The sequence below is a fragment of the Symbioplanes lichenis genome (genome assembly GCF_030709675.1).
Taxonomy (GTDB): domain Bacteria; phylum Actinomycetota; class Actinomycetes; order Mycobacteriales; family Micromonosporaceae; genus Actinoplanes; species Actinoplanes lichenis.
The window spans coordinates 93,452-118,119 of record NZ_JAUZQD010000006.1; the positions used below are offsets into that span (position 1 = coordinate 93,452).

Annotated in this window: 16 protein-coding genes; 12 read left to right on the top strand and 4 right to left on the bottom strand. The window is 72.2% G+C overall.

Going from position 1 to position 24,668, the window contains the following annotated elements; all coding sequences use genetic code 11:
• Positions 1 to 27: 27 nt before the first annotated feature.
• Both RAN62_RS15775 and RAN62_RS15780 read right to left on the bottom strand, forming a co-directional pair.
• On the bottom strand, positions 28 to 4,578 hold the full coding sequence (locus tag RAN62_RS15775; RefSeq protein WP_305785394.1) for a glycoside hydrolase family 2 TIM barrel-domain containing protein: 4,551 nt from the start codon (positions 4,576 to 4,578) through the stop codon (positions 28 to 30).
• A 785-nt stretch (positions 4,579 to 5,363) separates the two neighbouring features.
• Positions 5,364 to 5,822 carry a MarR family winged helix-turn-helix transcriptional regulator gene (locus RAN62_RS15780; protein WP_305785395.1) on the bottom strand — a complete coding sequence of 153 codons (459 nt, stop codon included), beginning with the start codon at positions 5,820 to 5,822 and terminating at the stop codon, positions 5,364 to 5,366.
• Positions 5,823 to 5,932: 110 nt separating this feature from the next.
• Between RAN62_RS15780 and RAN62_RS15785 the strand changes: the two genes are divergently transcribed.
• Positions 5,933 to 7,000 (top strand): alkene reductase, encoded by a 1,068-nt coding sequence (locus RAN62_RS15785; RefSeq protein WP_305785396.1) that lies wholly within the window; start codon positions 5,933 to 5,935, stop codon positions 6,998 to 7,000.
• On the opposite strand, the gene RAN62_RS15790 is transcribed toward RAN62_RS15785, so the two are convergent.
• Positions 6,982 to 7,659, bottom strand: a complete 678-nt coding sequence (locus RAN62_RS15790; protein ID WP_305785397.1) for a copper resistance CopC family protein — start codon at positions 7,657 to 7,659, stop codon at positions 6,982 to 6,984. The genes RAN62_RS15785 and RAN62_RS15790 overlap by 19 nt on opposite strands.
• A gap of 140 nt (positions 7,660 to 7,799) precedes the next feature.
• Between RAN62_RS15790 and RAN62_RS15795 the strand changes: the two genes are divergently transcribed.
• From RAN62_RS15795 to RAN62_RS15835, 9 genes are all read left to right on the top strand, one after another.
• The gene (locus RAN62_RS15795; protein ID WP_305785398.1) at positions 7,800 to 8,672 is read left to right on the top strand and encodes a dioxygenase family protein; all 873 of its coding nucleotides are present in this window, start codon (positions 7,800 to 7,802) and stop codon (positions 8,670 to 8,672) included.
• Positions 8,673 to 8,726: 54 nt separating this feature from the next.
• On the top strand, positions 8,727 to 10,913 hold the full coding sequence (locus RAN62_RS15800; RefSeq protein ID WP_305785399.1) for a PEP/pyruvate-binding domain-containing protein: 2,187 nt from the start codon (positions 8,727 to 8,729) through the stop codon (positions 10,911 to 10,913).
• A 71-nt stretch (positions 10,914 to 10,984) separates the two neighbouring features.
• The gene (locus RAN62_RS15805; protein ID WP_305785400.1) at positions 10,985 to 11,977 is read left to right on the top strand and encodes a LacI family DNA-binding transcriptional regulator; all 993 of its coding nucleotides are present in this window, start codon (positions 10,985 to 10,987) and stop codon (positions 11,975 to 11,977) included.
• An 18-nt stretch (positions 11,978 to 11,995) separates the two neighbouring features.
• A complete protein-coding gene (locus RAN62_RS15810; RefSeq protein ID WP_305785401.1) occupies positions 11,996 to 13,192 on the top strand; it encodes an MFS transporter in 1,197 nt (398 codons plus the stop codon).
• Entirely contained in the window at positions 13,189 to 16,059 is a 2,871-nt protein-coding gene (locus RAN62_RS15815) for a glycoside hydrolase family 2 TIM barrel-domain containing protein (protein WP_305785402.1), read from the top strand. Before RAN62_RS15810 ends, RAN62_RS15815 begins: the two co-directional genes overlap by 4 nt.
• A gap of 131 nt (positions 16,060 to 16,190) precedes the next feature.
• Positions 16,191 to 17,390 carry an MFS transporter gene (locus tag RAN62_RS15820; RefSeq protein ID WP_305785403.1) on the top strand — a complete coding sequence of 400 codons (1,200 nt, stop codon included), beginning with the start codon at positions 16,191 to 16,193 and terminating at the stop codon, positions 17,388 to 17,390.
• 11 nt (positions 17,391 to 17,401) lie between these two features.
• Complete coding sequence (locus RAN62_RS15825; RefSeq protein WP_305785404.1) at positions 17,402 to 17,797, top strand: hypothetical protein; 396 nt, start codon at positions 17,402 to 17,404, stop codon at positions 17,795 to 17,797.
• 70 nt (positions 17,798 to 17,867) lie between these two features.
• Entirely contained in the window at positions 17,868 to 20,111 is a 2,244-nt protein-coding gene (locus RAN62_RS15830) for a glycoside hydrolase family 15 protein (protein ID WP_305785405.1), read from the top strand.
• Between the two features lie 258 nt (positions 20,112 to 20,369).
• Complete coding sequence (locus RAN62_RS15835) at positions 20,370 to 22,409, top strand: NAD(+) synthase (RefSeq protein ID WP_305785406.1); 2,040 nt, start codon at positions 20,370 to 20,372, stop codon at positions 22,407 to 22,409.
• Here RAN62_RS15835 and RAN62_RS15840 read toward each other — a convergent pair.
• The gene (locus RAN62_RS15840) at positions 22,399 to 22,851 is read right to left on the bottom strand and encodes a MarR family winged helix-turn-helix transcriptional regulator (RefSeq protein WP_305785407.1); all 453 of its coding nucleotides are present in this window, start codon (positions 22,849 to 22,851) and stop codon (positions 22,399 to 22,401) included. The two genes, RAN62_RS15835 and RAN62_RS15840, sit on opposite strands and share 11 nt — an antisense overlap.
• Positions 22,852 to 22,924: 73 nt before the next feature.
• Between RAN62_RS15840 and RAN62_RS15845 the strand changes: the two genes are divergently transcribed.
• Complete coding sequence (locus RAN62_RS15845) at positions 22,925 to 23,962, top strand: LLM class flavin-dependent oxidoreductase (RefSeq protein ID WP_305785408.1); 1,038 nt, start codon at positions 22,925 to 22,927, stop codon at positions 23,960 to 23,962.
• Positions 23,959 to 24,660, top strand: a complete 702-nt coding sequence (locus tag RAN62_RS15850) for an NADPH-dependent F420 reductase (RefSeq protein WP_305785409.1) — start codon at positions 23,959 to 23,961, stop codon at positions 24,658 to 24,660. The genes RAN62_RS15845 and RAN62_RS15850 overlap by 4 nt, the downstream gene beginning before the upstream one ends.
• Positions 24,661 to 24,668: the final 8 nt, after the last annotated feature.

Genomic DNA, 24,668 nt, shown 5'->3' on the forward strand with positions numbered 1-24,668 from the left:
GCCGACGGCTCGCCCGGCGGGCTGCGCTCAGTCGCAGGAGAGGCGAGCGGCGGCCCAGTCGGCGTGGTCGTTCCCGTTGCCGTCGCCGGCGTCGGTGACCTGAAGGCGCAGCGTGCGGGCACCCGTCACGTCCAGGTCGAAGCGGTGCGCCAGGCCCGTCCCGCGCATGGTCGGCGACACCGCCGCCCGGACGCCGTCGAGCCACACCTCGAAGATCACCGAGCCGCCGCTGCCGGTCTCGTCGTCGACGCCGGTATCCGCCCGGAAACGGTTGCAGTTACCGTCGATTGGCACGTCCACGGTGGACAAAGCGTGGACGCCGAGGCCCTTCTCGTACTCCACGCCCGCGATCGTCAGCGTGTCGCCGTCGCCGGCGGCCTGCTCGCCGTTGCTGCGGTCCTTCTCGACCGGGCCCCAGCCGTTGGCCACCGAGGCGAACGCCCGGTCGCTGAGCCAGCCGTAGCCCGGCGGCAACGGCGTCCGCACCACGGCCGTCGCCGTTGTCGACGTCGGGAACGTGCCCCCGGCGTCCACGGTGGCCGTCAGCCGGTGCGTGCCGATGTCGGTTCCGGGCGGCGCCGTCACCGTGAAGGACGCGGTTTCGGTGCCCGTGACGGCGCCGAGCTCGACGAGCGCGGGGCTGACCGTCCAGCCGTCCGGCGCCGCCAGGCGTACCGTCGCGTCGGTCAAGCCCGAGGCGCAGCGCGAACTGACATCGACTGAAACCGGTTCCGGCGTTCCCGGAACGGCGGTGCCGTCGGTCGTGACGGTCACTCCGGGCGGGCACGGCGCCGGCACGTCGGAGTCCGGGACGCCGCCCGTCCGGGCCTCCGCGGCGGTCAGCGGACGCAGGACCAGCTCGTGCCGGTAGGTCTCGGTCGGTGCGAGGCGGAACGGCGCGAGAACCGAGTTCGGCGTCTCGCCCATGCCCGTCTCGCCCGCCTCGGCGTGCAGCGTGACCCAGCCGCGGTTGCGGACCAGGTCCAGCTGGTGGTCGTACTCGGCGCGGTCGAGGTCGTCCCAGGCGGTGACGCTGACGTCTTCCATGCCGCCGACGAGCAGCCCGGCGCTGCCGTCGGTCAGGGCCGCCCACCGCGCGTCGTGGTGGTTGCCGTACGCCTGCGGCCGCGAGTACCGCACATACTGCTCGTTCACCGTGCTGCGATAGACGCCCAGCGGGGCGCCGCTCTGCCGGTCGTTGTAGTTCTCGTGGGGCCCGCGGCCGTACCAGGCGAACTTCTGCATCCGGTCCGGCAGCTGCAACGACACCCCCACCCGCGGCAGGTACGGGAGAACGGCCGCCCGCGCGTCCGGCACCACCTCGTGCGTCAGCGTGATCGTGCCCCGCTTGTCGATGCGGTACGCCATGGTCTGCGCGAACGACACGCCCTTGCCCGCGACCGTGCTCTCGACGTCGACCACCACGGCGTTCCCCTCGGTGCGGGTGGTCACGCCGGTGACCGTGGTCGTGAGGTCGTCGAGGCCCAGGTCGTGCCAGATGCGCCGGTCGTCGGTGCCCCAGTCGTAGGTCTCGTTGCTCGTCGGCGGCCGGTAGACGTCGAGAACCGGGCCACCGTGCAGGAGTTCGCGTCCGCCGGCCCGCATCGACGCCAAGGTGCCGTTGGTGAAACGGTAGGTGAAACCGGTTCCCGAGATTGTCAGTTCGTTCCCGTTGGTCGCCAGCCGCGGCGCCCCCGGCACCGGAACAGGCAGGATGCCGGGAACAGCCTGACCTCCCGCGCTGAACTGGTCATAGCCGAGCACCCAGTCGCCCTTCGCGGCTGACACGTTCAGGAACCGTTCCCGGTCGTTCGGGTTCGCCGGCAACGGGCCGGTGTCGAGCTCGACGGTGGCGCCGGGAGCCAGCCGCACGTGCCGGCTACCGCTCCGCAGCGTCCGGCTCTGTTCCTTGAGCGACCAGCGCACCACCACGTCCAGCGCGCCCGCCTGCTGCTCGTTGAAGGCGCGCACCTTGGTGCCGTCGCGCGTGAACCGGATCGGCGCCTGCGCCCACGCCATCTCCGCCGTTTCCGGCTGCACATAACGGTCCGAGCCGACCAGGCCGTCGGTGCCGGACAGGCTGATGCCGAGGCTCAGGAAGTCGCCGCGGCGAGAGTAGCTGTCGAAGTCGAGCGCCAGCACGGCGTCGCCGGCCGGATCGCGGGCCAGCTCCGGGGCGGACAGCGCCCGGGCATAGACGCGGGCGTCGTCGATCAGGCCCCGGCCGGTCCGGATGCTCCACAGGTCGTTGTCCTGCTGGGTCTCGGCATTGCGGCCGAGGTTGACCTCGAACAGCCCCGGGTCCACGGCTCCGGTGCGCGGCGTGGTGGCCACCTCGGCGCCGTCGATCGCGAGTTTCAGAGCGGTTCCGTCGTAGGTTCCGGTGACCCGGTGCCAGGATCCGCCGTACCAGTTCTCCGGAACATCCGCGGCCGCCGTGGAGTCGCCGATGCGGAACTCGAGGGTGTTCTCGTCGCGCATCTGGAGGCCGTACGCCTGACCCTTGGTGAGAATCGGGAAGCTGCCCGCCCATTCGCCGGGCTGGACCCACGCGTCGAGGGTGAGCGGACCGGTCAGATCCAGGCGCTCGTCCCGGAACACGTCGACGAAATCGTCCAAGCTGGACAATCGGACGGCCTGGCCGCGGCGGCCCGGTGCGGGCGCCGGCTTGCCCACGAGGAACGTCTGGATTCCGCTCGCCGAGTCCGGGGTGAGAATCAGCGGCTGCCGCAGATTCTGCTCGGCCCAGTCCCAGATGAAACCGCCCTGCAGTTCCGGATACTCGCGGGCCAGCGCCCAGAACTGGTCGAAATTGCCGAGGCCGTTGCCCATCGCGTGGGCGTACTCGCCCATGACGACCGGCTTGGTGCTGCTCTGCACACGGCTCTCCAGCCGGGCCGGCGTCGGATAGCGCGGCCCGTCCACGTCGGCGAAGGGCGCGTCGCCGTCGGGGTTGTTCGACTGGTGATAGAGCAGCCGGGTCGGCTCGTTCGCGTCGGCCCACGCGGCCATGGCGTGGTGCGCGGCGCCGAGCCCGGCCTCGTTGCCGGTGTCCCAGAAGATGACGCTCGGATGGTTCTTGTCGCGCTGAACCATGGCCTGGAACCGGTCCGCGAACGCGGCCTGCCATTCCGGGCGGTCGGCGAGACAATTGTCCGGGCACGTCTCGTGGCTGTGCGTCTCGATGTCGACCTCGTCGTCCACCCACAGGCCCTGCCGGTCGGCGAGGTCGTAGAGGTAGGGGTCGCTCGGGTAGTGCGACGTGCGGACGGCGTTGAGGTGCAACCGCTTCATCAGGGCCACGTCGTCCCGTTGCTTCTGCCGGGTCACGTGCCGCCCGGTGTCGGGATCCGTCTCGGCGCGGTTGGTGCCCTTGATGAGGATCCGCTTCCCGTTGACGAGGATCTGCCGGTCGCGTACCTCGATCTCGCGGAAGCCGACCGGCTGCGCGGTGGTGTGCAGCGGTTTCCCGCGCGCGTCGAGGAGTTGCAGGACGAGGGTGTAGAGGTTCGGTTCCTCGGCGGACCACTTCGCCGGGTTCCGGACGACCGCGGTGAGGTCGCCCGGGCCCGACATCGTGGCCACCGTCCGGCCCTTCGCGTCCAGCAGAGTGCCCCGGGAAACGGTTCCACCTTGTTTCAGTACGGCGACATGCAAGGTGGCGTCCCGGTAGGCGGCGTCCAGATCCGTGGTGATGGCGGCGTCCTGCAGTCGCGCCTCGTTCGTGCGGTAGAGCCACACGTCGCGGAAGATGCCCGAGTAGCGCCACTGGTCGACGTCCTCGAGGTAGGCGCCGCTCCCCCACCGGTGCACCTGCACGGCGATCGTGTTGCGGCCGGGGCGCAGCCGCTCGGTGACGTCGAACTCCGCCGGGGTGTAGCCGCCCTGGTCGTACCCCGTGTAAGCGCCGTTGACCCACACCAGGTAGTTGCTGGTCACGCCCTCGAAGCGGAGGAACACCCGGCCGCCGGCCCAGCTCGCGGGCAGGTCGAAGGTCTTCACGTACGCCCCGGTGGGGTTGACGTCGCGCGGCACCTTCGGCGGATCGTCCGGGGCGATGTCGGACGGGATGTTGCGGAACATCGGGTGGTCGATGAAGTCCGACTGCCACGTGTGCGGCACTTGCGCGGTGGGCCAGCCCTTCGTCGCCGCCCCGCCGGCCCGGAACGCGTTGGGCACGTCGTCGGGCCGATCGAAGATCTTGAGCTGCCACGGCCCGTCGAGGCTGCGGGTGTACGGGTTCGGCCGGTCGTGCCGGGTCACGTCCGCGGCGGCGGCGCGCGCGTCCGGATAGGGGCGCAGGTCGGCGTGCGGCTGCACCTGGCCCTCGCCGGTCAGCCCGGGATCCTCGAGATAGCGATAGACATCCGCCACCGTCTGCGGCCCGTCCCCGACCGCCCGCGTCACATCAACCGTCGCCGCAGCCCCCACCCCGGCGCCGGTCGTCGCGGTGCCACCGGCGCCACCTCCGGCTCCGGCCGTTGCGGCGCCGGCCGGGAGCTGGCCGGGATGAGCGAGAAGCAGAGCAAGCGCGGCACTCGACATCCACGACACCGGGGACTCCTTCGTTCGCCTCATCGAACACAATCAATGTCGGCGCCCGGTGTCAACCACTCTCAGCGGAAAGCGAAGAGCCGCGGCGGCAACAACGCCGCCCTCCCCGACCCGGCCAAGCGACCCATCCCCACCCGGAACCGCGCGTCCCCCGGCGCGGCAAAGGCAAGCTCCTCGAACCCGTGCCGGGCAAACACACCCCGGACCGCGAGACTGGGATCCACCTCGCCGCCCCCGCCCCCGGGTCCAGATCACGTATCCACCGGGTACCAGCAACGCGGGCAGGGCGCCGATCGTCGTCTCGACGTCCCCGGCGCTGATGTTGCCGAAGACGCCGCAGGCCAGCAGCACACGCGCCGGGCCCGCACCGCGATAGCTCTCCGCCCGCCCGGCATCCGCAGTCCGCACCTCGACGCCCGGTCGACCACCGACAACACCCGGCCCGGCCGCCGACCGCGCACGGGCGCTCAGTGAGGGATCCAGCTCCACCAGAACGGCACGCACTTGCCCGCCCCGGGGATGCGATGCGAGCACAGGCAGCACATCCCGCCCGTCACCCGCGCACATGCTGACGAGCCGCCGTCCACCGTCCGGGTCCATGGGCGCCTCGTCCAGCGCCCGGCGCAGGTAGCCCTGGACCACCGCCAGCCGGCGGGACAACGAGGAGTCCGGATCGGCATAGTCGGCGTGCCATCGCACCCAGTCCGTCGCCATGGCGTCATCCTGCCATCGCCCGCCGCCGGCAAGAGCGGACGGAAGGAAGAGGCCCGCGCCACCCGCGCCCAGGGGAAGGCGGAAGGAGGGCTAAATCAGCAGCGCTCACCGGGCCCGGCACCGCCGCAGGCCAGACCCGGGACATGCGCGGCGGCGACCGCGGTGGCGAGCCGGCGCAGGAGCTGCTGATCCTCGGCACTCAGGCTGTCGGCGATCCCGGGCAGCCGCTCGGCCACGTCGGCGTAGAGCGACTCGGCGATCTTCCGCCCGGCCGGCGTGAGGTCGAGGGCGATCACCCGCCGGTCGCGCTCGGGGCTGGACCGCTCGACCAGGCCGCGGCGCTCGGTGCGGTCGACGAGCTGGCTCAGCGCGTTTTTCGCCATGTCCATCGATGCCGCCAGCTCGGCCATACGGTAGGGCCGGTCCTTGACCGTGCACAGCAGCTGCGCCTGGGCCGTGGTGAGGTCGTGCTCGGCGCAGATCTGCGCGTAGCGGCGCTGAATCACCAGGGCGAGCCAGACCAGCATGTCGCCGAAACCCTCGTGCTGCGCCACGTCCGCGTCTCCCTCGTCACATCGTCGCGGGCCCAGTCTACCTTGCAGAGATTCACACCATGAACTACTTTGGTTCACGCCATGAACCAAACGAGCGAGGGACGACGGCAATGACGACAGCTTTCGATGCGTACGACCTGAGCGGCCTACGGCTGGCCAACCGCATCGCGATGGCTCCCATGACGCGCAGCCGCGCCTACGGTCCAGGGGCCACCCCGACCGAGCTCATGGCCACCTACTACGCGCAGCGGGCCGGCGCGGGCCTGATCATCACGGAGGGCACCCAGCCGTCGGTGGTCGGGCAGGGCTACACCAGCACCCCCGGCCTGCACTCCGAGGACCAGGTGGCGGCCTGGCGCGTGGTCACCGACGCCGTGCACGCCGCGGGCGGGAGGATCTTCGCGCAGCTCATGCACAGCGGCCGGATCGGGCACCACAGCCTGCTGCCCGGCGCGCTGACGCCGGTCGGGCCGTCCGCGGTCAAGCCGGCCGGGCAGGTGTTCACCGATCAGGGCCTGCTGGAGATGGAGACGCCGAAGGAGCTGACCGGGGCCGAGATCGCCGAGACGATCGCCGACTTCGCGACCGCGGCCCGCAACGCGATCGCGGCCGGCTTCGACGGAGTGGAGCTGCACGGGGCGAACGGCTATCTGATCCAGCAGTTCCTGTCCTCCAACGCCAACCAGCGCACCGACGGCTGGGGCGGGGACATCGCCGGCCGCATCCGCTTCGGCGTCGAGGCCGCCACGGCCGTCGCGGACGCGATCGGCGGCCACCGGGTCGGCTTCCGGATCTCGCCGAGCGGCACCAACGGCGACATCGTCGAGCAGGACACCGATGAGCTCTACAGCGCCCTGGTGGCCGGGCTGGCGCCGCTCGGCCTGGCCTATCTGCACCTGGTGGAGAGTGCGGACCGCGACCTGACCCGCCGGCTGCGCAAGGAGTGGCCGGGCACGCTGCTGCTCAACCCGTTCACCCATCCCGAGCCGACCGGCCCCGAGGCGCTGAGCCTGATCGAGGACGGCACCGCCGACGTGATCACCTTCGGCGCCCTCTTCCTGGCCAACCCGGACCTGCCCGCCCGCCTCGCGGCCGGAGGCCCGTTCAACCAGGCCGACCGGGCCACCATGTTCGGTGGCGACCACCGCGGCTACACCGATTACCCCACCTTGGACTGACGCTCGCGCACCGGGCCGCCGGCGGGTTGGCGGCCCGGCCGCAGCAGGAGGTACGCGAGCCCGGCGGCCACGAGCAGCAGGACGGGTACGAACCACGCCCACATGTCGTCGTACCAGTGCTGGGCAGCCGGCGCCGGTGCCGCCTCCGTCTCCGCCGCCGCGAGCAGCTCGGGTTTCGGCCGGTCGGACGGGGGCTGCCAGCCGGCCGGGGCCGCGGTCGGCGCCCCGGTGTAGCTGAAGCTCATCTCGCCCTTGACCAGGTCGCCGTCCGACGCGACGGTGTGGTAGCGGACCACGTACGTACCCGCGGCCGGCCAGTGCGCCACCTTGATCCGCACCGGGAAGCCCGTGCGGTACTCCATCGGCTGCCAGACCCCGTTGACCTCCTGGAACTCGCGGGCCGGCGTGGCCAGCGGCATCGGCTGCGCGTGCGACCAGCCGTCGTCCACGCGGGCGCCGCCGGGGGCAGTGACGGTGAAGTACGCGTACGGCGCCGGCTTCTCGGTGAAGGTGAGCGACACCGCGTCGACGGGCTGGGCCGAGGCGCTGCCCTGCGGCGGAGAGGAGCCGACGAGTCCGCCGTGGGCCGCGGCGGGCAGGGGCCCGAACAGCGCCCCCGCGAGCGAGCCGGCGAAGAGGACCATGAGCAAGCGCCGCATCGACGAAGGGTAACCCGTGGCGCCCGCCGCGGAATAGGACCCGTTCGATATGGCGGCGCCGAGATCACCCACAGGTCATTCATAGACATCGATGCTTGGCTGCGTCCTTCACCGATCGCCACAAGCGGGAAGGAATGCTCATGCCTCACGATCAGGACAATGCGGCGTACGTGCGCCGCGTCCACGACAAGGGACTCGCCTTCGATCTCGGCACCATGTCCCGGCGCCGGATGCTCACCGTGCTCGGCGGAACCGGATTCGCCCTCGCCGGCAGCGCCCTGTTAGGCCGGTCAGCCGAAGCGGAGACGGTCGCCGCCGCGTGCCTCGAGGAGGTCGAGTCGGAGACGGCCGGACCCTACCCGGCCGACGGCTCGAACGGCCCCGACGTGCGCACACTGGACGGTGTCGTCCGGCGCGACATCCGCTCGTCGTTCGGGACGTCGGACACCGTCGCGGGAGGCGTACCGCTGGATTTCTCGCTCGTGGTGCAGGACCTGGACTGCGCTCCCCTGGCCGGGGCCGCGGTCTACGCCTGGCACTGCGACCGCGAGGGGCGTTACTCGCTCTACTCCAGCGGCGTCACCGACGAGAACTACCTGCGCGGCATCCAGGTCACGGACGCGACCGGGCTGGTGACCTTCACCAGCATCTTCCCGGCGTGCTACTCGGGGCGGTGGCCGCACATCCACTTCGAGGTCTACTCGTCGCTGGAGGACGCCACGACCGGCGCCGGGCCGATCCGCAAGACGTCGCAGATCGCGCTGCCCGAGGACGTCTCGGACACCGTCTACGAGCAGGCCGACGGGTACGAGCAGAGCGTCGTCAACATGAGCCGCATCTCGCTCGCCACCGACATGGTGTTCCGCGACGACCTGGCCGCGCGGGAGATGGCCACGGTGACCGGGGACATGACCGGCGGCTACGTCGCGACGCTGACCATCACCGTGGATCCGGCCGGCGAGGAGACGGGTGGCGGTGGCCCGGGTGGCCCGCCGCCGCCTCCGGCCGCCTGACCGGCGATCTTCTCCCGTTTCCAATACACTCGTATTGGAAACGGGAGGGAAGCCATGGGTGGAAAGGCAACAGGGCTGGCGCGGCTGGCCGCACTCGGTGAGCGCGTGCCCGAGTTCTTCTGCGTAGCCCCGGACGACGGACCGGCGGCGATCCTGGCTGGCTACGAACGACTGGGATCGCCGCCGGTCGCGGTGCGGTCCAGCGCCACGGCCGAGGACCTGCCGGACGCCGCGTTCGCCGGACAGTACGACACCGTGCTGAACGTCTCCGGTCCCGAGGCACTGCTGGCGGCGGTCGAGACGTGCCGGGCTTCGCTGCACAGTGCGCGCGCGGTCGCGTACCGGGAAGCTCGTGATCTGCCGGAAGGCCGGATGACAGTCGTCGTGCAGCGCATGGTCGACGCTGTCGTTTCGGGTGTGCTCTTCACGGCCGATCCGGTGACCGGTTGCCGCACCACGATGCGCAGCGAGACCGATCCGCTGCCGCCCGGGCTGGCCGAGATCGGCGCTCGCGTGCAAGCCGCGTTCGGATGCCCGCAGGACATCGAGTGGTCGGTCGACCGGCAAGGTCAGCTGTGGCTGCTGCAGTCGCGGCCGATCACGACGCTCTTCCCGGCGCCGCCGCCGTCCGCCGAGCCGCGCGTGTACGTCGAATTCGGTCACGTGCAAGGAATGCTGCGGCCGGTGACGCCGCTCGGGCTGTCCACGCTGCGCGACCTCATCGCCGGCATGCTCGCCCCGCTCGGCCTGCGCCCGGACATCGTGGACATCGGCGGCCGGCTCTACGGCGACCTGACCGACCTGGCCCGGCATCCCACCGCGCGCCGGCGCCTGGTCGATCTGCTCGCGGTCGACTTCGGCCCGCGGGCCCAGGCGGCGATGCGGCACGTCCTCGCCGACCCGCGCTTCGCGCCCCGGCCCGATGCGCCGCGGCGGCCGCCGTTCCGGATGCCGCCGGGTGCGATCACCGGCATTCTGCGGGCTCTGGCCCGGCCCCGGGATGCACGCGCGCGGGTCCGGGATACCGTCGAACGCTTGCGGGTCGCGTCGCTGCCACCTTCGGGCGATATGTCCGCGGCCGAGCGGCTGGACTGGATCCACCACGCCGAGGACCCGCGGGCCGGCGATCTGATGTGGCCGATCGCCGCCGGGATGCTGGCGTCGGCGCTGCCGGGCAAGCTCACGCGCGGCCGGATCACGCCCGCCGGGATCCACGCCACGCTCGCCGGGATGCCGCACAACGTCACCATCGAGATGGACCTCGCATTGTGGCGGCTCGCGGCCGGCGCCGGCGAGCACCGGGCGTTGCTGCGGGACACCGAGCCACGCGAGCTGGCCGATCGTCACGCGCGCGGGGCGCTGCCGGACTTCGGGCTGCGGGGCTTTCTCGACACGTACGGCCATCGGGGTCCCGCCGAGGTCGATCTGGGCGTTCCGCGGTGGTCCGAGGATCCCACGCCGGTGTTCGCGGCCCTGGCCGGCTATCTCCGAGTGACGGACCCCGAGCAGGCCCCGGACGTCCGGTTCGCCCGGGCCGCCGCCGACGCCGAGCGGGCGTTGCGCGCCGTCCGGGGGCCGAGCCGGTTCCTGCTGCGGCGGGCGCGGGAGCTGGCCGGGCTCCGGGAGTCGGGCAAGTTCGCCGGGCTCTACCGGCTGTGGGCGATGCGCGAGCAGTACCTGCTCATCGGGGCCGACCTGGCCGCCGAGGGCCTGCTCGACGCGGCCGGCGACATCGTCTTCCTGACCCCGGACGAGGTGCGCACCGCCGTCCACGAGCGGGCCGACCACCGGGCCATGGCCGCCGCCCGCGCCCGGGCGCACCGGCGGGAGCTGCGGCGCCGGCATGTGCCGGTCGTGCTGCTGTCCGACGGTACGGACGTCGAGGCGACCCTGCCCGCGCCGGCTCCCCCGGGCTCCCTGGTGGGCGTGGGCGCCTCCGCCGGCCGCGCGTCGGGTCCCGCCCGGGTCGTCACGGATCCCGCCACGGCCCGGATCGAACCCGGCGAGGTGCTGATCGTATCCACCACCGATCCGGGCTGGACGCCACTGTTCCTCACGGCGGCGGCGCTGGTCACCGAGACCGGCGCGGTCATGGCCCACGGCCCGACGGTCGCCCGCGAGTACGGCATCCCGGCCGTCATCTGTGTCCCGGACGCGACCCGGCGGATCGTCACGGGCGACCTGGTCACGGTCGACGGCTCCGCCGGCACGGTGAGCCTGGGCGAAACGTTACGCGCATAGCCCTGGTATTCGGCGCCAGGACGTTTTACTCTCGAAAAGAAACGTTTCGCTCTCTCTCGAGGAGGTGGCCGGTGTCGTCGTACAAGGACATCCAGCGCCTGACCGGGTTGTCGCTGGCCACGATCTCGAAGTACTTCAACGGCCGCACGGTGCTCGACGAGAACAGGCGGGCCATCGAGGAGGCCGCCGAGCAGCTCGGCTTCCGGCCCAACACGATCGCGCGCAACCTGCGGTCGGGGCGGTCGCGGACGGTGGGCGTACTCCTGCCGGCCCTGACCAACAACTTCCACCTGACGATCATCGCGGGTGTCGAGAAGGCGCTGCACGACGCCGGCCTGAGCGTGCTCGTGGCCGCCAGCCCCGAGCCCGGCGACGCGGTCGGCCTGCTCATGAGCCGGATGGTCGACGGCATCATCACCGTCCCGCCGCCGCACGACGTCCCGGCCCTGGCCGCGGCCGCCGCCGGCATCCCGGTCGTCCAGGTCGACTGGCAGGCCGACGGGCTCGCGACCGACGGCGTCTTCCTGGACAACCGGGGCGCCGGGGCCCTCGCGGCGCGCCTGCTGATCGACCACGGCCACCGCCGCATCGGCCTCGTCGGCGGCACACCGGACGTCTCCACCCACCGTGAACGCTCGGCCGGCTTCCGCGCGGAACTGGCCGCCAACGGCATCACCCCCGACGACACGCTGCTGACCGCCGGCGCCTGGACCGTCGCCGGCGGCCAGGAGTCGATGCGCCACGTTCTCGCCGCCCGCGACCGGCCGACTGCGGTCTTCTGCGCGAGCCACGAGCTCACCCTGGGGGCGTTGATCGCGCTCAACGACTCGGGATTACGGCTGGGGCGGGACCTGTCACTCGTCGGCTTCGACGCGCGGGAGCTGGCCATGGCGACGCTCCCGCGGCTGAGCATCGTCGAACAGCCGACGCACGAGATCGCCGCCCGGGCGGCCGAGCGGCTGCTGGCGCGGCTGGCCGACCCCGGCGCCGACCCCGAACCGGTCCTGGTCACGGTCGATCCGCACTTCGTGCCCGGCGCGTCCGTCGCTCATCTCGACGGCTGACCAGAAAGAAGACTTCCTGTGGCGACCCTGCTGGCGCCGGCCCCCGTGCGGCCGGTGCACTACCCCCGTGCGGCCCTGACCGCCCTCGCGCTCGGTGCCTTCGGCATCGGCATCGCCGAGTTCGCCGTCACCGGGCTGCTGCCGTCGATCGCGGCCGGGTTCGGCTCGAGCGAGGCGAGCGTCGGCACGGCCATTTCCCTGTACGCCCTCGGCGTCGTCATCGGCGCCCCGCTCATCACCGTCGCCGGCGCCCGGGTCCCGCGGCAGCGGCTACTTCTTGCAACCGTGGCACTCTTCGCGGTCGGCAACGGCGCGGCGGTCGTGGCTCCGAGCATCGTGGCCTTCGACGCGGCGCGGTTCGTCGCCGGGTTGCCGCACGGGGCCTATCTGGCACTGTCGGCGGCGACCGCGGCGTCGCTCGTCGAGCGGGAACGGCGCGGCCGGGCGACCGCGTTCGTGGCGATCGGGCAGACGATCGCCAGCATCCTGGGCGTACCGCTGGCCATCGGGCTGGGCCAGGCAGTGAGCTGGCGGGCCGCGCTCGCGCTCGCCGTGGTCGTCTTCGTCGTGGCGTTCGGGGCGATCCTGCGGCACGTGCCCTCCCGGCCGGAGCCGGCCGCCGCCGGACCGCGGGCGACGGTGCGGGCGTTGCGGAACCCCGTGCTGTGGTCCGGGTTCGCGATCACCGCGACGGCGTTCGCCGGGATCTACTGCGTGTTCAGCTACATCGCACCGATCACCACCCAGACCGCCGGGCTGGCGGCCGGGGCGATCCCGTTCGTGCTGATGGCGTTCGGGGTGGGGCTGACGCTGGGCGCGGTGGCCGGCGGCCGGCTCGCCGACTGGGACGTCGTCCGCACCGTGCCGCTCGCCTGCCTGGCCGGGGTCGTCGTGCTCGCGGGCTTCGCCGCCGTGATGAGTGAGCCGTGGGCGCCGTTCGCCGGGGCGTTCGGGCTGGGCCTCGTGCTGCAACTGCTGTTGCCGTCGTTGCAGCTGCGGCTGATGGACGCGGCGCCCGCCGTCCCGGCCGTCGCGGCGGCGGTCAACCAGGCCGCCATCAGCTTCGCGAACGTGCTCGGCACGGCGACCGGCGGCGCGCTCACCGCGGCCGGGCTGGGCCACGCGTCGCACGGCTACACGGCCGCCGCCGTGGCCGCCGCCGCAGCTGTGCTCTCTTACCTGCTGCGCCCGCGTGTGCGAGGCTTGGTTTCATGATCAACGAGCTGCTCGCCGATCCCCGGCCCGGCCGTGGCGCCCTCGCGGCCCGCGCGCACCTGCACTCGGACGCGCCGCGCCAGTCGCTCGACGGCACCTGGCAGATCCGGCGGCACCCGACGCCGCGGCACGTGCCGGACGACGGCTGGCAGCAGCCCGGCGCCGCCCTGACCGCCGCGGACTGGTCGCCGGTCGAGGTGCCCGGCCACCTGCCGCTGCAGGGGTACGGCTCCCCCGTCTACGCCAACGCCGACTTCCCGTTCCCGCTCGACCCGCCGCACCCGCCGGACGACAACCCGGTCGCCGACCACCGCACCGAGTTCGAGGCCGCCGCCGAGGTGCTCGCCCACCCCGCGGTCCTGCGCTTCGAGGGCGTCGACGGCGCGGCCACGGTCTGGCTCAACGGCACCGAGCTGGGCACCCTGCGCGGCAGCCGGCTGACCACCGAGTTCGACGTCACCGGATTCCTGCGCGCCGGCGGCAACGTCCTCGCCGTGCAGCTCGCGCAGTGGTCGGCGCACAGCTATCTCGAGGACCAGGACATGTGGTGGATGCCCGGCATCTTCCGCGGCGTGACCCTGCTCGCCCGGCCCGAGGGCGGCATCCGCGACGTCTTCGTGCACGCGAGCTACGACGCCGGCGCCGGCACCCTGCGGATCGAGGCCGACCCCGCCACCGCCACCGTCGACCTGCCCGAGCTGGGCCTGCACGACGCCGCCACGGGGGTGGACCATCACCTGCCGGCGGTCCAGCCCTGGAGCGCCGAGACCCCTCGCCTGTACGCCGCCCAGGTGCGCACCGCGACCGAGACCGTCGACCTGCGCGTCGGCTTCCGGACCGTGCACGTGGAGGACGCCACGCTCAAGCTCAACGGCGCTCCTCTGCTGCTCCGCGGCGTGAACAGGCACGAGCACGACCCGCGCCGCGGCCGGGCGGTGGACCTGGCTACCGCGCGCGCCGAGCTGCTGCTCATGAAGCAGCACAACATCAATGCCGTACGCACGTCGCACTACCCTCCGCATGCCGGCTTCCTCGACCTCGCCGACGAGCTCGGCTTCTACCTGATCCTCGAGAACGACCTGGAGACCCACGGTTTCGTCGTGCAGGACTGGCGCGGCAATCCGTCCGACGATCCGGCGTGGCGTGACGCCATCGAGGACCGGATGCGCCGCACGGTCGAGCGCGACAAGAATCACCCCAGCGTCCTGATCTGGTCCCTGGGCAACGAGGCCGGCACGGGCGCCAACCTCGACGCGGCGGCCCGGTGGACCAAGGACCGCGACCCGGACCGCCTGGTGCACTACGAGGGCGACCGCCGCTCCCGGCACGTCGACCTCTACTCCCGCATGTACGCCCTCACCAGCCAGGTCGAGGCCATCGGGAAGTTCGAGGACACCGACGGCGACGAGCACCGCGACTCCCTGCCGTTCATCCTCTGCGAGTACGCCCACGCGATGGGCAACGGCCCCGGCGGCCTCAGCGAGTACCAGGAGCTGTTCCACACGTACCCGCGGCTGGCGGGCGGCTTCATCTGGGAGTGGGTCGAACACGCCCTCGACGGCGGCACGACGGCCGGCGGGCGCCCGATCCAGCTCTACGGCGGCGACTTCGGCGAACGCGTCCACGATGGCAGCTTCGTGGTCGACGGGCTGGTCCACGCCGACAAGACCCCCGGCCCGGCCCTGGCCGACGTCGCCCGCGTCTTCGCGCCGGTGTCGCTCGACCTCGCCCCGGACCTGTCCACCCTGACGGTGACCAACCGCCACCACGCCCTCGACCTGTCCCACCTCGAAGCCGTGCTCACCGTGGACGAGGTGGCCGTCCCGCTCGACCTGCCCCCGGTGACGGCGGGCGCCACCGCCGTCGTCGCGCTCGATCTGACGCTGCCCGCGACTTCCCTGCGGCAGGTCGTCACGGTCTCGCTGCGCCGCAGGGAAGCCGGCGACGGATGCCCGGCCGGGCACAAGGTCGCCTGGACCCAGCACCTCGGCGACCGCAGCGACTCGTTCCGCGCGACCGGCGACGGCCGGCTCAGCTCGCTCGGGGACGGGCTGCTGCGTTTCGGCCCGGCCCTGTTCGACGAGCGCACCGGGATGCTCGTCCAGCTCGACGGTCTCCTCGTGCACGACCTGGCGGTGAGCCTGTGGCGCGCGCCGACCGAGAACGACCGGGGCACCGGCTGGGACGAGCGAAATCTGCCGCCCATGGCCGTACGCTGGGCAAATGCTCGTCTCCACGACCTGCGGACGCGTCTGATCGACATCACGACCGACGGCGACGCGCTGGTGGTGCGCACCCGCAGCGGCCCACCGGTGATCGGCGCCGGCGTGGACGTGACGTGGCGCTGGACCACCGACGGCGCCGCCACGACGCTGGACCTGTCCCTGACCCCGTACGGCGAGTGGCCGTGCGACTGGGCGCGCGCCGGGATCGACCTGCGCCTGGACAAGCCGGCCACCGAGGTGCACTGGGACGGCTGGGGACCCGGCCCGCAATACCCGGACACCGGCCAGGGCGCCCGCTATGGCGCGTTCACCCTGGACCGTGACGCCTTCGCGGAACGAACGATCCGGCCGCAGGAGCACGGCGCCCGGCGGGTGGACGTGGCCCTCATCCGGCTCGCCGGCCCGCCCTCCCTGGTCGTGAGCGGCGATGCGGTGCCGCTGACCGTCCGCCCGTGGAGCCGGGACGTGGTGGCCGCCACCGCTCACGACCACGAACTCCCCGCGGCCACCGAGACGTGGGTGTCGCTCGACGCGGCGTCCAGCGGCGTCGGCACCGCGTCGTGCGGCCAGGGCGTCCTGCCGGAGTACCGCCTCACGCCCTCGCCCCAGCGGCTGGTGGTGACCCTCCAGGCCACCGTTTGATCGCTTTGCGCAACGGCCGCTCCTCGGCTGGCCCTCGCCCCGGACCACGCCCACGGGCAGTGGCAAGCGTTCGACTGAATGGTGGTCCAGAGGCGTACCGCAGTGGGCCGGGAACGCGGTGAGATAGATGTATGCCGCTGCTTCCCGAGCCCGGGCCGATCCGCGTACTCGCGTGGGCGACGCTGGTCAACACTGTCGGCACCGGACTGTGGATGGCGTCGAGTGCGCTCTTCCTGACCCGGTCGGCCGGGCTGTCGGTGGCGCAGACCGGGCTGGCGCTGACGATCGTGGGGCTGGCCGGGCTGGTGACGAGCACGCCGGCGGGCTATCTGGCGGACCGGCTGGGCCCGCGCGGGGTGGCCGTCGGCTGTCTCGCCGGGACCGGCTTGTGCGAGCTGGGGCTGCTCGGCGTCCGGTCGATGGCCGGGTTCCTGCTGGTGGCGGTGCCGATCGCGGTGCTGGACATGGCTCAGCGCGGGGCGCGCGGGGCGATCCTCGGGCGCGGGGTGCCGGGCGACCGGCGGGTGTACGCGCGGGCCTACCTGCGGTCGGTCACCAACGTGGGACTGACGGCGGGGGTCGGGATCGCGGGCATCGGGCTGGCCGTGGACACGCGGGCGGCGTACCTGGCGCTGATCGTGGGCGACGCGGTGACGTACCTGGTGGCGGCGGCCCTGCTCACCCGGCTGGCGCCGCTCGCGCGGGTGGCGCGTACGGGATCGGGGCCTCGGCTCGTCGCCCTGCGGGACCGGCCGTTCCTGGCGTTCGTCGCGCTGGACGGTGTTCTTGCTCTCAACTTCAGCCTGCTCGAAGTCGTGCTTCCCCTGTGGATCGCGGTGCGCACCGACGCGCCGCGGTGGATGGTCTCGGTGCTGTTCGCGGTGAACACGGTGGCCGTGGTGCTGCTGCAGGTGCGCCTCGCCCGCGGCACCGACTCCGCCGGCGGGGCAGCCCGGGCTTCGCGACGGGCGGGGTTCGCGCTGGCCGCGGCCTGCGCGCTGCTGGCGCTGACGGAGGGTACGGCCGGAGGGGCGACCGTCGCGTTCCTGCTCGCCGCCGCCGTGGCGCACGTGACCGCCGAGATGTGGTACTCGGCGGGCGGCTGGGGCGTGTCGTTCGCCCTCGCCCCGGAGCACGCGCACGGGCAGTACCAGGGCGCGTACACCATGGGTCAGCAGGTGGGCGCCGTGATCGGCCCGGTGGCGATCACCTGGCTGACCGTCGGTCACGGGGTGCCGGGCTGGCTGGTCCTGGCTGTGGTGTTCGTGGCGGCGGGCTGCGCGATCCCGCCCGTGGTGCGCCGGGCGGCCGCGGTTTGCCTCGTGCGCTGAACCGGGTAAGAATGCCGCTCGTGCTCATCGCCCTGCTGCTGGATCTCGCCAACATCGTCGGCGGTTTCCTGCTCGCCATCGCCCTGCTGCGCCGGCTGCCCCGGGTCGGCGACGATCTCGCCCGCGGGGCCGCGAAGGTCGCGCCGCTGGGCTGGGTGGTCGGCGTCGTCGCCCTGGTGACCGGCGGCTACTACCTACTCAGTCACCTCTTCTCGGGGCAGGGCCTGTTCATCTTCGAGATCGTCGGCATCGGCGTCGGGCTGGCGCTGCTGTGGGACCGGCTGACCGGCCGGGGCGGGCGGCCTTCGCGGGAGTCCGGCCCGTCGGGCGTGGGGTTGCTGCTGGCCATCTTCGGCCTGCTCGCGATCATCGTCGGCATCCAGGGGCTGTTCACGCCCGACGGATGATCCAGGTGCCTCGATCGGTGGGGCGGTGTATACCTCGGACGGACGGCTCGTTCTCTCCGGGAGGCGCATCGTGGCGTACGTACAGCTGCTCTCCGCCGGTGTCCTGACGCTCGCCCTGGCCGGGGTGCCCGCCGCCGGATCCGTCCAGCAAGCGCCCGGCGCGCCCGGCGTCGACGAGCAGTACCTGCCCGCGGACAAGTCCGGCATCGGCACCTCGCACACCCTGGCCAGCAAGGTGTGGTTCACCGTGCAGAAGGAGGGCGGCCTCGGCGAGATCTACTTCCCGACCGCCGACGCGCCCAGCGCCCGCACGCTTGACTTCGTCGTGAGCGACGGCCGGACGGCAGCCCGGGCCGCGACCGCCGCCGACGTGCGCACCACGATCACCGACGAGCGCAGCCTCAGCTTCCGCCAGACCTTCACCGAGCGGCACGGCCGCTGGCGCCTCACCGCGACCTACGCCAGCGACCCCGCCCGCGCCACCGTGCTGGTCGACGTGAATTTCGCCGGGCGCGACCGCTACGACCTGTTCGCCGTCTACGACCCGGCGCTCGCGAACACGCGCGGCAACGACAGCGGCCGCACCGCCCGCGACACCCTGCTCGCCACGGACGGCGCCACGGCCAGCGCCTTCGTCGCGAAGTCCAGCGGCTTCCGCGGCACGAGCGACGGCTGGACCGATCTCCTGGACAACGGCCGCCTCGACCACCGCTACACCTCCGCGGGCGCCGGCAACCTGGTGCAGACCGCCGCCGTACGCCTCCACCGCGGCCACGCGACACTGGCCCTCGGCTTCGCCTCCACCGCCCTGCCGACCGCCCCGGCAACGTCCCCCGCCCCGCGACCAGCCCGTGTCGCAGCCACAACGCCCGGCGCGGCGCAGAAGTCAGCGACCGGAAGCAATGCGCCGAAAGCCGGCGTGACGGCGGGGCCGACGAGCGGGGACGCGGCGGCGATGGCAGTGACCACGGCGACGGCGAGTTTGCGGCGCGGGTTCCCGGCGATCGCGCGCGACTATGCGTCCGGCTGGCATGCCTATCTGGACGGCCTGAAGCGCCCGCCGGCGACGCTGCGCACCGACCGGGAGCGGCAGCTGTGGCGCACCTCGGCCCTGGTGCTCGCCGCGGCGGAGGACAAGACCTATCGCGGAGCCTTCGTGGCCGCGCCCGCCATGCCGTGGGCCTTCGGCACCGACGACCCGTCCGGCCCCTATCACCTCGTGTGGTCCCGTGATTTGTATCAGGTCGCCACCGGCCTTGTCGCCGCCGGAGACGTCGCCGGGGCGAAACGGGCCCTGGACTACCTCTTCCAGGTACAGCAGGCTGCCGACGGCTCCTTCCCGCAGAACTCGAAGGTCGACGGCACGCCGTTCTGGGGCGGCCTGCAGCTCGACGAGGTGGCCCTGCCCATCGTGCTCGCCCACCAGCTCGGGCGCACCGACGGCACCACCTGGGATCACATCCGGGCCGCCGCCGACTTCCTGGTCGGCTACGAGCAGGCGCCCTGGTCACCGCAGGAGCGCTGGGAGAACCAGTCCGGCTGGTCGCCCGGCACGATCGCGGCCGAGATCGCCGGACTGGTGTGCGCGGCGGACATCGCCCGACGCAACGGCGATGCCACGCGCGCGGAGCGCTATCTGGCCACGGCCGACGACTGGCAGGCTCGCGTCAAGGACTGGACGCTCACGACCACCGGCCCGTACTCGGACCGGCCCTACTTCCTCCGGCTCACCAAGGACGGCAACCCCGACGCGGGTACGACCTACACCATCGGTGACAGCGGCCCGGTGAACGTGGATCAGCGGCGCGTCGTCGACCCCAGCTTCCTCGAGCTGGTCCGGCTCGGGGTGCTGCCCGCCGACGACCCCGACATCGCGAACAGTGTCCGCGTGGTGGACGCCCAGCTCGGCGTCCGAACCCCGAACGGCTTCTTCTGGCACCGGGCATCGTTCGACGGGTTCGGCGAGCAGGCGGACGGCTCCCAGTGGGAGTACGGGCAACCGGACGGCTCCCTGCTCAGCCGGGGCCGCCTGTGGCCGCTGCTCAGCGGTGAGCGCGGCGAGTACGAACTCGCGCTCGGGCAGCCCGCGCAGCGCCGCGTGACCGACATGGCCCACGTGACCGGCCCCGGCGGCATGCTGCCCGAACAGGTCTGGGACGACCAGCCGCCGCGCGGCAAGATCCCCGGCACGCCCACCTACTCGGCAACGCCCCTCGCCTGGACGCACGCCCAGTTCCTCCGCCTCGCCCGCGACGCGGCAGCCGGCCGCATCCTCGAACAGCCCGCAATCGTGGCCGACCGCTACGCCCGCTGACCGAACGCGCAAACCGCTCAGTGCCCGATTGAGCGCTCGCCCCGGCCGCCGCGAGGAGCCCGGCCGGCAGGAGACGCGCCCGCGGGCGGACGTCTCCGCTCAGCTGAGCACGTCACCGAGGCGGCGGGGTAGATCGCGGGTCAGGTCGTCGCACCCGTGGGAGCTGAGCGCACGGACGTGAGCGAACGAGCAAACGCGCACCGCGCGGAATGAGCGACACGCGCGTTAGCCCGGCCGCGATTGGGAGATCATGGGTGGGTGAACTTCCGATCGATCTACCAGCACGGGTTCGCCCGCATCGCCGCGTGCACCGGCCACACGACCATCGCCGACCCGCCCGCCAACGCCGCCGCGATCCTGCGGCAGGCCCGGGCGCTGGACGCCGAGGGGGTGGCGGTCGCGGTCTTCCCGGAGCTCGGGCTGTGCGGCTACTCGATCGAGGACCTGCTGCTCCAGGACACGCTGCTCGACGAGGTGGAGACCGCGCTCGGCGAGGTCGTCGCCGGATCGGCCGGGCTCATGCCCGTACTCGTCGTCGGCGCGCCCCTGCAGCACCGCAACCGGCTCTACAACTGCGCGGTCGTCGTGCACCGCGGCCGGATCCTCGGCATCGCCCCTAAGTCGTACCTGCCGAACTACCGCGAGTTCTACGAGAAGCGGCAGATCGCGGGCGGCGACGACGAGCGCGGCGGCACCATCCGCCTTTTCGGCACCGAGATCCCCTTCGGCCCGGACCTGCTGTTCGCCGCCGACGACGTGCCCGGCCTGGTCGTGCACGCCGAGGTGTGCGAGGACATGTGGGTGCCCGTGCCCCCGAGTGCCGAGGCCGCGCTGGCCGGCGCCACCGTGCTGCTCAACCTGTCGGGCAGTCCGATCACGATCGGCCGCGCCGAGGACCGGAAGATGCTGTGCCGGTCGGCATCGTCGCGGTGCCTGGCGGTCTACGCCTATGCGGCCGCCGGTCTGGGCGAGTCCACCACGGACCTGTCGTGGGACGGGCAGACGATGATCCACGAGAACGGCGTGCTGCTGGCCGAAAGTGATCGGTTTCCGCAGGAGGACCGGGCCGCGATCGCCGACGTCGATCTCGATCTGCTGCGGCAGGAGCGGCTGCGGATGGGGTCGTTCGACGACAACCGGCGTACGCACGCCGCGCGCACGAGCGATTTCCGGCGCATCGCGTTCCGCCTCGACGCGCCCGACTCCGATCTAGGGCTGCGCCGGCGTGTCGAGCGGTTCCCGTTCGTGCCCGCCGACGTGCAGCGGCTCGCGCAGGACTGCTACGAGGCGTACAACATCCAGGTCGCCGGCCTGCAGACCCGGCTCGCGGCGATCGGCAACCCCAAGGTCGTCATCGGCGTGTCCGGCGGGCTCGACTCGACGCACGCGCTGCTCGTGGCCGCGCAGGCGATGGACCGGGCGGGCCGGCCGCGCACCGACATCCTCGGCTTCACGCTGCCCGGCTTCGCCACGAGCGAGGGGACGAAGTCAAACGCGCATTCGCTCATGCGTGCACTGGGCATCACGGCCACCGAGCTGGACATCACGGACACCGCGCGGCTGATGCTCAAGGAGATCGATCACCCGTTCGCGGCGGGCGAGCCCGTCTACGACGTGACGTTCGAGAACGTGCAGGCCGGATTGCGTACGGACTATCTGTTCCGCCTCGCGAACCAGCGCAACGGCATCGTGCTCGGCACCGGCGACCTGTCCGAGCTGGCGCTGGGCTGGAGCACGTACGGCGTCGGCGATCAGATGAGCCACTACAACGTCAACGGTGGCGTACCGAAAACGCTCATGCAGCACCTGATCCGCTGGGTCATCACGAGCGGCCAGTTCGACGCGGCGGTCAACGACGTGCTGTCGTCGGTGCTCGACACGGAGATCAGCCCCGAGCTGGTCCCCGGCGCGGAGCTCCAGTCGACCGAGAGCAAGATCGGCCCGTACGCGCTGCAGGACTTCACCCTCTTCCACGTCCTGCGCTACGGCTTCCGCCCGTCCAAGATCGCGTTCCTCGCGTGGCACGCCTGGCACGACGCGGCCGCCGGAGCGTGGCCGCCGCACTTCCCCGAGCACAAGCGCAACGCGTACGACCTGCCGACCATCCGCCAGTGGCTCGAGGTGTTCTGCCGGCGCTTCTACGGCTTCGCCCAGTTCAAGCGCTCGGCCATGCCCAACGGCCCCAAGGTCAGCGCCGGCGGCTCGCTCTCCCCGCGCGGCGACTGGCGCGCACCTTCCGACAGCTCGGCCAAGGCCTGGCTGCGCGACCTCGAGCGCTGGGACCCCTTCATGAAGTGAGAGTCCTCCGCAGGGCCCCGGCCACGTCGGCGGCGGCGGCGAGCTGCTCGGGCGTCAGCGCGTCGACGAAGAGCTCGCGGATCGCGCGCAGGTGGGGCGCGGTGGCCTCCCGGAAAGCCGCCGCGCCCGCCGGCGTCAAGGTGATCAGAGCACCACGGTTGTCGTCGGTGGCGCGGCCCCGGCTGATCAGGCCGCGGCGCTCCATGCGGCCGAGATGGTGGGACAGCCGGCTGCGTTCCCAGCCGACGGCGAGAGCCAGGTCCGACGATCGCAAGCGCTGGTCGGGAGCCTCGCTCAGCGCCAGGAGTACGCCGTAATCGCCGGCCGAGAGACCGGAGTCGCTCTGGAGCCGGGCGCCCACGGCGGCGCGCAGGGCCTCGGTGGTCTCGATGAACTCCCGCCAGATGTGCAGCTCGTCACGTGTGGGCAGTCTCCTGGGCATAAGTGGGCGCCCTCCTCTGTTTGACGTGTCAATCGTACAAGTTGACATGTCAATCACGTGGAGGAGCGGTCCCATGAGCGAGCTTCAGCTCGGCCTCGACACCTTCGGTGACGTACCCGTGGACGACAACGGCGCCCCGGTGACCCAGGCTGCCGCGATCCGCCAGGTCGTCGACGAGGCGGTGCTGGCCGACGAGCTGGGCATCGATGTCATCGCGCTCGGCGAGCACCACCGGCCCGAGTACTCGATCAGCACGCCCGAGACCGTGCTGGCCGCGGTCGCCGCCCGTACGCAGAGAATCAAGCTGGCATCGGGGGTGACCGTCCTGAGCTCGGACGACCCGGTGCGGGTGTTCCAGCGGTTCGCGACCGTGGACGCGATCTCGCGCGGGCGGGCGCAGGCCATCCTCGGGCGTGGGTCGTTCACCGAGTCGTTCCCGCTGTTCGGGTACGACCTCAGCGACTACGACGTGTTGTTCGAGGAGAAGCTCGATCTCTTCGTCCGGCTCCTCGACGAGAAGCCGGTCACGTGGGAGGGCACGACCCGGGCCGCGCTGACGGGCGCCGACGTCTATCCGAAGACGGAGTCCGGGCGGCTCGACACGTGGGTCGGCGTGGGCGGCTCGCCGCAGTCGGTCGTGCGGACAGCCCAGCACGGCCTGCCGCTCATGCTGGCGATCATCGGCGGCGACCCCGCGCGGTTCAAGCCCTACATCGACCTGTACGAGCGGGCAGCCGAGCAGCTGGGCACGGTTGCGCATCCGGTGGGCATGCACTCCCCCGGGTTCGTGGCCGACACCGACGAGGAGGCGAAGGAGCTGTTCTACCCGTCGTACAAGGTGATCCGCGACCGGATCGGTGCCTTGCGCGGGTGGCCGCCGTTGCGCCGGGCGGAGTTCGACGCGGAGGTGGCGCACGGCTCGATGTACATCGGCTCCCCGGAGACGGTGGCCCGTAAGATCGCGGCGGCGGTGCGGACGCTGGGCGTGGGGCGCTTCGACCTCATCTACACCGCGGGGGAACAGCGGGTCGGCGCCCGTACGCGGGCGGTGGAGCTTTTCGGCAGCAAGGTGGCACCCATGGTTCGTGACCTGGTGGGGAGGGCGAAGTGACGACGATCGGCATCCTCGGCGCCGGCAAGGTGGGCACGGTGCTGGCGCGGCTGGCCGTCGCCGCCGGGTACGACGTGCTGATCGCGGGGTCCGGCGACCCGGCGAAGATCGCGCTGATCACGAGCGTGCTCACGCCGGGCGCCGTCGCCGTGACCGCGGCCGAGGCGGCCGCCCGGGCGGACATCGTCGTGCTGGCGCTTCCGCTTGGCAAATATCGGACAGTTCCCGTCGAGGAGCTGCGCGGCAAGCTCGTCGTCGACGCCATGAACTACTGGTGGGAAGTCGACGGAGTGCGCGACGACCTCGGATCGTCCAGCGAGCTGGTGCAGGCCTTCCTGCCGCAGTCACGCGTTGTGAAGGCGTTCAACCACATGGGTTACCACGATCTCGAGAGCGGCGCGCGGCCGGCGGGAGATCCGGGGCGGCGCGCGATTGCCGTCGCCGGCGACTCGTCGGTTTCCGAGGTGGCGGCATTCGTCGACAAACTCGGATTCGACCCGGTGATGGCCGGGCCGCTGACCGAGGGCGTACGGATGGAGCCCGGCACGGAGCTCTTCGGGGCCAACACCGACGCGGCGTCCGTACGGGCGATGCTATCGCGTTTTTCCGCTTCGTCGCCGCCGCTTCCCGCGTCGCCGCCGGAGCCCGCCACTTCGGAGAGTGTTCGTATCGTTACGCAATCCGGTGACGCTTGGTGACACGCGAA

What these genes read in the sequence shown, in the direction of transcription:
- RAN62_RS15775 (WP_305785394.1), bottom strand. Translation starts at nt 4,578, where the DNA reads ATGAGGCGAACGAAGGAGTCCCCGGTGTCGTGGATGTCGAGTGCCGCG.
- RAN62_RS15785 (WP_305785396.1), top strand. Translation starts at nt 5,933, where the DNA reads ATGACGACAGCTTTCGATGCGTACGACCTGAGCGGCCTACGGCTGGCC.
- RAN62_RS15790 (WP_305785397.1), bottom strand. Translation starts at nt 7,659, where the DNA reads ATGCGGCGCTTGCTCATGGTCCTCTTCGCCGGCTCGCTCGCGGGGGCG.
- RAN62_RS15795 (WP_305785398.1), top strand. Translation starts at nt 7,800, where the DNA reads ATGCCTCACGATCAGGACAATGCGGCGTACGTGCGCCGCGTCCACGAC.
- RAN62_RS15800 (WP_305785399.1), top strand. Translation starts at nt 8,727, where the DNA reads ATGGGTGGAAAGGCAACAGGGCTGGCGCGGCTGGCCGCACTCGGTGAG.
- RAN62_RS15815 (WP_305785402.1), top strand. Translation starts at nt 13,189, where the DNA reads ATGATCAACGAGCTGCTCGCCGATCCCCGGCCCGGCCGTGGCGCCCTC.
- RAN62_RS15820 (WP_305785403.1), top strand. Translation starts at nt 16,191, where the DNA reads ATGCCGCTGCTTCCCGAGCCCGGGCCGATCCGCGTACTCGCGTGGGCG.
- RAN62_RS15825 (WP_305785404.1), top strand. Translation starts at nt 17,402, where the DNA reads ATGCCGCTCGTGCTCATCGCCCTGCTGCTGGATCTCGCCAACATCGTC.
- RAN62_RS15840 (WP_305785407.1), bottom strand. Translation starts at nt 22,851, where the DNA reads ATGCCCAGGAGACTGCCCACACGTGACGAGCTGCACATCTGGCGGGAG.
- RAN62_RS15845 (WP_305785408.1), top strand. Translation starts at nt 22,925, where the DNA reads ATGAGCGAGCTTCAGCTCGGCCTCGACACCTTCGGTGACGTACCCGTG.